Consider the following 6,781-nt stretch of genomic DNA (forward strand, 5'->3'; position numbering starts at 1 on the left):
CCCCCGGTGCCTCCGGCAACACCGCCACCGAGGACGTCCTGTTCGCGCTGCGACCCGACTGGCTCGACCCCGGTCGCTTCCACGCGCTCGTCGGGGCGTCCGACCGGATGCTCGCCGAATTGGGGGAGGACTCGCGCTCGCGTACCGCCGCGGGAGCGCACGGCAACGGCCACCGGTTCGACTGGACCCTGCCCGTTGGCTGACCCTGCCCGCCGGCTGACCCCGTCCGCTGGCTGACCCTGCCCGCCGCGCTGGTCCGTGCGGTCGGATCAGATGACGCCGCGGTCGGCCAGATCGGCCAGGTTCTCGTCGGTGAACCCGAGCAGTTCGGAGTAGACCGCCCGGTTGTCGAATCCCGGTTCGGGCGTCCCACCGCGCCGCACCGACCCGGGGGTGGCGTCCAGGACGGGCACGACCCCGGGGCCGAGGACCGTGTCGTCGACCCCGGGCACGGTGTGGGGAACGAGCATGTCGCGTGCGAGGAACTGCTCGTCCCGGACCACGTCCGCGACGGTGTTGACCGGCCCCACCACGACGCCGGCCGCCTCCAGGACGGTGGCGATCTCCTCGGCCGTGCGCTCCGCGGCCCAGTCGGCGATGATCTCGTCGATCTGGTCCTGATGCACCCCGCGCGCGGAGTGGTCGACGAAGCGCGGGTCCTGCGCGAGCCCGGGACGCCCCATCGCGTCGCACAACCGCCGGAACACGGTGTCCTGGTTGGCGGCGATGATGACCCACACCCCGTCCGCGGCGCGGTAGAGGTTCGACGGGGCGATCCCCTCCAACCGGGTGCCGGACGGGCCGCGCACCACGCCCGCCGCGTCGAAGTCGGGGATCACCGATTCCTGCACCGCTAGGCACGACTCGGTGAGCGCGACGTCCACGACCTGGCCGCGGCCGGTGGTGGCGCGTGCCAGCAGCGCGGCGAGGACGCCCTGGACGGCGAACATGCCGCCCAGGGTGTCGCCGAGGGACAGGGCCATACGCGGCGGGGGCATGTCGGGGAAGCCGTTGAGGTGACGTAGACCCGAGACCCCCTCGGCGACGGAGGCGTACCCCGCGCGGGCGGCGTGGGGGCCGCTCTGGCCGTAACCGGAGACCCGGCCGATCACGAGTCCGGGGTTGACCTCGTGGAGCCTGTCCGGCCCCAGGCCCCATTTCTCCAGGGTGCCCGGGCGGAAGTTCTCCACCACGACGTCGGCGCGGGCGACGAGATCGAGGAAGATCGCCGCGCCGTCTCCGCAGCGCAGGTCGAGGGTGATCGACTCCTTGTTGCGTGCGTGGACGGTCCAGAAGTGGCGGCGACCGTCGCGCTCGCCCTGGCCCCACGTGCGCAGCGGGTCCGGCCGGCCCGGATCCTCGATCTTGACGACCCGCGCGCCCATGTCGCCCAGGAGGCGGCCGGCGAAGGGCCCCGCGATGAGGGTCCCCAGTTCCAGCACCAGCATCCCGGCCAGCGCGCCGACCCGGTGCCGGCCCTCCGTCGTGGACTCCAACGCCTGTCTCCCTTCCTGGTGCGCGCTCCGGGGCGCGCTCCGTCGACTGCTGATGACCGCCGCGGCGCGATGCCGGGGAGTTCAGTGCGCGACCCGGACGGTCAGACCGCGACGCTTGATCCACGCCGAGAACTCGGTGACGGTTCCGCACTCCTCGCCGTCGATCTGGAACGACGCGGGCTTCTCCAGGACCCGGGCCGACACCGCCTCCCCCTGCCGGAAGTCCAGTGGCCGGGTCTCGTGGCGTTCCTTGCCCTCCCCGGGGGAGGATCCCCTCCGAAGGACGGGGGCGAGTTGATGCCGGAACGTGTGGTGGACCAGTACCGCGCCGGCCTGGGCCCATCCGAGCGCGCCTTTGGCCCGTATGGCCAACACGTCGAGAAGGCCGTCGTCGATCACGGCGTCGGGCAGCAGGATCATCCCCGCCTGGAGCATCCCGCAGTTGGCCACGAGCAGGGTCCGGGCACGGGTGTGGATCTCCGGCCCGTCGTCGAGCGAGTACTCCACCTTGATCCTGTGCCCCCGGAGCAGGGTGTTGGCGAAGGCGCCGACGTAGGCGAGCCACCCGACCCGGGCCTTGAGGCCGTCATGGGTGCCGGCGATCATGTCCGCGTCCATCCCGGCGCCGAGCATGACGAGGAAGACATCATCGTGTGCGTGCCCCTCGCCGTCGGTGTACCGGACCATGCCGAGATCGATTCCCCGGCTCCGACCGCTCATCGCCACGCGCAGTGCACGGTCCACGTCGTCCAACGGGATGTCCAGGTTCCGGGCGAGCAGGTTGCCCGTCCCGAGGGGGACCACACCCATGGGGATCCCGGTCCCGACCAGTCCCTGGGCGACCGACCGCACGGTGCCGTCCCCTCCGCAGGCGATCACCAGGCCGACCCCACCGGCACCATCCGCTCCGCCGGCGGCGGCCTCCGCGGCCTGACCGACCCCCGGATCGGCCTCGGTGGTCTCGTAGAAGACCGGGTCGGTCCACCCGTGCAGGGCCGCCCTCTCCACGGTGCGGCGACGGACCTCGTCGACCCCCGTCTTGATGGGGTTGTAGACGACGGCGACGCGGGAGGAGGCGGGAGGCACGGGACCACAGTGTCAGAAACGCGCCCGACCCGCCATTCCCCGGTCGGCCGTCGATTTGGCGGGGGCGGCCCGTCGCCTATACCCTGATGGGGAAGTTTGAACGCCTGCCGGATCCGTCCGTCGGGCACCTGATCAAGTTTCACCGAAGACCGCAGGTCACCGTCCCCGCCGGGGGCGGTCGAAGGGTCCGGGAGCGCCCGGACGGCCCGCGCAGGAGAACACCGGTCAGCGTAGGACACCGCGAGCCACCGAGCCCGCCTCCTCCACGCCCCGTGCCACCTGCGCCCGGGGCGTTCGCGCATTTCTCGGCAGTGAGAAGCAGAGAGGAGGCGAAACATGGCAAAGCCCGCAAAGGTCCAGGCCGTCGAGGAGATCAAGGAGCATTTCCAGAACTCCACCACGGCCGTGGTCACCGAGTACCGCGGACTCTCCGTTCCGCAGGTCACCGCACTGCGCAAGGCGCTGGGTGACTCCGCCACGTACACCGTGGCCAAGAACACCCTGGTCAAGCGTGCGGCGAAGGAAGCCGGTGTCGAGGGTCTCGACGACCTCCTGACCGGCCCCACCGCCATCGCGTTCGTCACCGGTGAGGTCGTGGACGCCGCCAAGGCGCTCAAGACCTTCACCAAGGACAACAAGGCGCTCATCGTCAAGGGCGGAGTGATGGACGGCGCAACGCTGTCCGCCGCCGAACTCGACAAGATCGCCGAGCTCGAGTCCCGCGAGGTCCTCCTCGCGAAGATGGCCGGTGCCCTCAAGGGCAACCAGGCCAAGGCCGCCGGCCTGTTCAACGCGCCCGCCTCGCAGCTGGCACGTCTGTTCGCGGCGCTGCAGGACGAGAAGAACTGACACACCCCACACGTTTCCGGGCCGCGTGACGGTTCCGGGACAAACAGAAAGGACGCCACCATGGCGAAGCTCAGCAACGACGAGCTGCTCGAGGCCTTCAAGGAGATGACTCTTCTCGAGCTCTCCGAGTTCGTGAAGCTGTTCGAGGACACCTTCGAGGTCACCGCGGCCGCTCCGGTCGCCGTCGCGGCCGCCGGCGCCCCGGCTGCCGGTGCCGAGGCCGCCGCCGAGCAGGACGAGTTCGACGTCGTCCTCGAGTCGGCCGGCGAGAAGAAGATCGGCGTGATCAAGGTCGTCCGCGAGATCGTCTCGGGCCTGGGCCTCAAGGAGGCCAAGGACCTCGTCGAGTCCGCCCCCAAGGCGATCATCGAGAAGGCCGACAAGGAGGCCGCCGAGGCCGCCAAGGCCAAGCTCGAGGAGGCCGGTGCCAAGGTCTCGCTCAAGTGAGCTGACGCACCACGCGCCCGTGAGGGGCGGTCCGGCGACATCGCCGGGCCGCCCCTCCGGCATTTCTGCAGGTCGGTCGGGCGAGGTTCGTTGCGATACATTACTTATCGGTATGTAACGAAGCACGCCCTCGGAGCGGTAGTTTACAGTGACCGTGGCCACAGATGATGGCTGCAGTGAGGAGTGGTGTCGTGGGTATCGAGATATCTGTCGAGGGGCTGACCAAGTCCTTCGGATCGCAGAAGATCTGGGAGGACGTCTCGTTCACCCTTCCCGAGGGGGAGGTGAGCGCGCTCCTGGGTCCGTCGGGCACCGGCAAGTCGGTGTTCCTCAAGTCGCTGATCGGTCTCCTGCGCCCCGAACGCGGCCAGATCATCATCGACGGCACCGACATCCTCCAGTGCACCGCCAAGGAGCTCTACGAGATCCGCAAGCTGTTCGGCGTCCTGTTCCAGGACGGCGCGCTCTTCGGGTCGATGGACCTCTACGACAACGTGGCGTTCCCGCTGCGGGAGCACACACGTAAGTCGGAGAGCGAGATCCGCGACGTCGTCATGGAGAAGCTCGAGCTCACCGGTCTCACCGGCGCCGAGGGCAAACTGCCCGGGGAGATCTCCGGCGGCATGCGCAAGCGCGCCGGCCTCGCCCGCGCCCTCGTGCTGGATCCCGAGATCATCCTGGTCGACGAGCCCGACTCGGGTCTGGACCCGGTCCGCACCACCTACCTCGCACAGCTGTTGATCGACATCAACGCGCAGATCGACGCCACCATCCTCATCGTGACGCACAACATCAACCTGGCCCGGACCGTCCCGGACAACCTGGGGATGCTCTACCGCAAGAAGCTCGTCATGTTCGGGCCGCGCGAGGTCCTGCTCACCAGCGAGGAACCCTCGGTCCGTCAGTTCCTCCGGGGGTCCAAGCTGGGCCCGATCGGCATGTCCGAGGAGAAGGACGACGCACAGATGCGGGAGGAGCAGGCGCACGCCGATGCCGGGCACAACGACGGCTCCCCGGGCGAGGACGAGGTGACGGGGGTCCCGCCCCAGATGCAGCCGACTCCCGGTGGCCCGGAGCGCAAGGGTGAGATCCGTCGCGAGAAGCGGGTGGCCGAGATGCTGGACACCCTCCCCCCGGGCGCGCAGGAGGCCATTCGGGCCGAGTGGGCGGCCCGCGGGCACGGCGGCAACGGCAAGCACGCCGCGACCGCGCCGGCGGGGGTCGCGACGGCGGGGGCCACCCCGGTGGGCGCCGCGGACAGCACGATCACGGGAATCGACGACCACTACGGGTCCGACGAGAACTGAGGACACCGGAGAGGTCGGGGGAAGTAGATGGCGGAGGGTGCTGGTCAGCAACCCGAGGTGAGGTCCGGTGTGTCTCCGGCGGACGTGGGAGGCGGCGTCCGGAACGCGGTCGGCGAGGCGGGAAAGGTCTTCCGTCTCTTCCTCGAGGTGATTCGTGGAATTTTCAGGAGGCCGTTCCAGTTCCGCGAGTTCATCGAGCAATCGTGGTTCATCGCGTCGGTGACGATCCTGCCGTCGGCGCTGGTCGCGATCCCGTTCGGGGCGGTCGTGGCCATGCAGACGGGATCGCTCGTCCAGCAGCTCGGGGCCGAGGCGTACACCGGCGCGACGGGCGTTCTCGCCGTGGTCCAGCAGGGGGCGCCCCTGGTGACCTCGCTGCTCATCGCGGGAGCCGCCGGCTCCGCGGTGGCCGCCGACCTGGGCGCGCGGACGATCCGTGAGGAACTCGACGCCATGCGGGTACTCGGCATCGATCCCGTCCAGCGGCTCGTCGTGCCCCGCGTCCTGGGGATGATGCTCATCGCGGTACTGCTCAACGGTCTCGTCTCCATCGTCGGCATCGCCGGCGGATACGTCTTCAACATCCTGCTGCAGGGGGGCACCCCGGGTGCGTACCTCATGTCCTTCGGCGCCCTCGCCCAGTTGCCGGACTTCATCATGTCCTCCGTCAAGGCATTGATCTTCGGGCTCATCGCCGGGGTGGTGTCCTCGTACTGCGGTATGAACCCCAAGGGTGGCCCGAAGGGCGTCGGCGACGCCGTCAACCTCGGAGTGGTCCTGACATTCCTCCTGCTGTTCTTCGCCAATCTCATCCTCACGGCGATGTACCTGCAGATCGTTCCGCCGAAGGGGTCGTGATGGCGATATTCACCGATGTCGGGCCCACCAGGGCCCGGCTCCGGGCGATGGTGCGCGGGCCGATCAGCTCGTTCGACAGCCTCGGGGACCAGCTCGCGTTCCATCTCCGGGCGATCCGCTGGATCCCGCAGACACTCGTGCACTACCGGAAAGAGGTCCTCCGCCTCATCGCCGAGGTGACCTTCGGCGTCGGCGTGCTCGCTGTCCTCGGCGGAACCATCGGCGTGATCGTCATGATGAGCGGGTTCACGGGCGTCGTCGTGGGACTGCAGGGGTACGCCGCGCTGGACCAGATCGGGAGCTCGGTGCTCACCGGCTTCCTGTCCGCCTACGTCAACACCCGCGAGGTGGCCCCGCTGGTCGCCGCGCTCGCGTTGTCGGCCACCGTCGGGTGCGGCTTCACGGCCCAACTCGGCGCGATGCGCATCTCGGAGGAGATCGACGCGCTCGAGGTCATGGCGATCCCCAGCGTGCCGTACCTCGTCACCACCCGGATCATCGCCGGATTCATCGCCGTCATCCCGTTGTACGTGGTGGGGCTGCTCTCCTCCTATATGGCCACACGCGCCGTCAACACCATGGTGCAGGGGCAGTCGACGGGCTCGTTCGACCACTACTTCCATCTCTTCCTGCCGCCGGAAGACGTGATCTACTCATTCATCAAGGTGATCATCTTCGCGTTCGTCCTGGTGATGATCCATTGCTTCTACGGCTTCACCGCGTCGGGCGGCCCCGCCA

The 6,781-nt window shown here is 69.1% G+C and carries 7 protein-coding genes and 1 pseudogene; 6 read left to right on the top strand and 2 right to left on the bottom strand.

Translation table 11 applies throughout. The features are described 5' to 3' along the window. A pseudogene (locus tag G6019_RS09970) lies at nucleotides 1-203 on the top strand (hydroxymethylglutaryl-CoA lyase); the annotation flags it as partial. Between the two features lie 66 nt (nucleotides 204-269). Here the strand turns inward: G6019_RS09970 and G6019_RS09975 are convergent. Together G6019_RS09975 and G6019_RS09980 are read right to left on the bottom strand one after the other, a co-directional pair. Next, complete coding sequence (locus tag G6019_RS09975) at nucleotides 270-1,448, bottom strand: CaiB/BaiF CoA transferase family protein (RefSeq protein ID WP_182612574.1); 1,179 nt, start codon at nucleotides 1,446-1,448, stop codon at nucleotides 270-272. A 129-nt stretch (nucleotides 1,449-1,577) separates the two neighbouring features. Then, entirely contained in the window at nucleotides 1,578-2,582 is a 1,005-nt protein-coding gene (locus G6019_RS09980; protein ID WP_182612565.1) for a diacylglycerol/lipid kinase family protein, read from the bottom strand. A 336-nt stretch (nucleotides 2,583-2,918) separates the two neighbouring features. Between G6019_RS09980 and rplJ the strand changes: the two genes are divergently transcribed. The 5 genes from rplJ to G6019_RS10005 form a co-directional block, all read left to right on the top strand. After that, nucleotides 2,919-3,431 (top strand): 50S ribosomal protein L10, encoded by a 513-nt coding sequence (gene rplJ / locus G6019_RS09985; RefSeq protein WP_107757109.1) that lies wholly within the window; start codon nucleotides 2,919-2,921, stop codon nucleotides 3,429-3,431. Between the two features lie 60 nt (nucleotides 3,432-3,491). After that, nucleotides 3,492-3,878: a 50S ribosomal protein L7/L12 gene (gene rplL / locus G6019_RS09990; RefSeq protein WP_017838129.1), complete on the top strand. Its 387-nt coding sequence runs from the start codon at nucleotides 3,492-3,494 to the stop codon at nucleotides 3,876-3,878. A 191-nt stretch (nucleotides 3,879-4,069) separates the two neighbouring features. Next, the gene (locus tag G6019_RS09995; protein ID WP_107757108.1) at nucleotides 4,070-5,185 is read left to right on the top strand and encodes an ABC transporter ATP-binding protein; all 1,116 of its coding nucleotides are present in this window, start codon (nucleotides 4,070-4,072) and stop codon (nucleotides 5,183-5,185) included. 27 nt (nucleotides 5,186-5,212) lie between these two features. After that, nucleotides 5,213-6,043 carry an MlaE family ABC transporter permease gene (locus G6019_RS10000; RefSeq protein WP_107757107.1) on the top strand — a complete coding sequence of 277 codons (831 nt, stop codon included), beginning with the start codon at nucleotides 5,213-5,215 and terminating at the stop codon, nucleotides 6,041-6,043. Continuing rightward, nucleotides 6,043-6,781: MlaE family ABC transporter permease (locus tag G6019_RS10005; RefSeq protein WP_375539754.1), on the top strand; the 739-nt coding region annotated here is incomplete at its 3' end. The genes G6019_RS10000 and G6019_RS10005, both read left to right, overlap by 1 nt.

Source organism: Dietzia sp. DQ12-76, assembly GCF_014145045.1.
Classification (GTDB): Bacteria; Actinomycetota; Actinomycetes; order Mycobacteriales; family Mycobacteriaceae; genus Dietzia.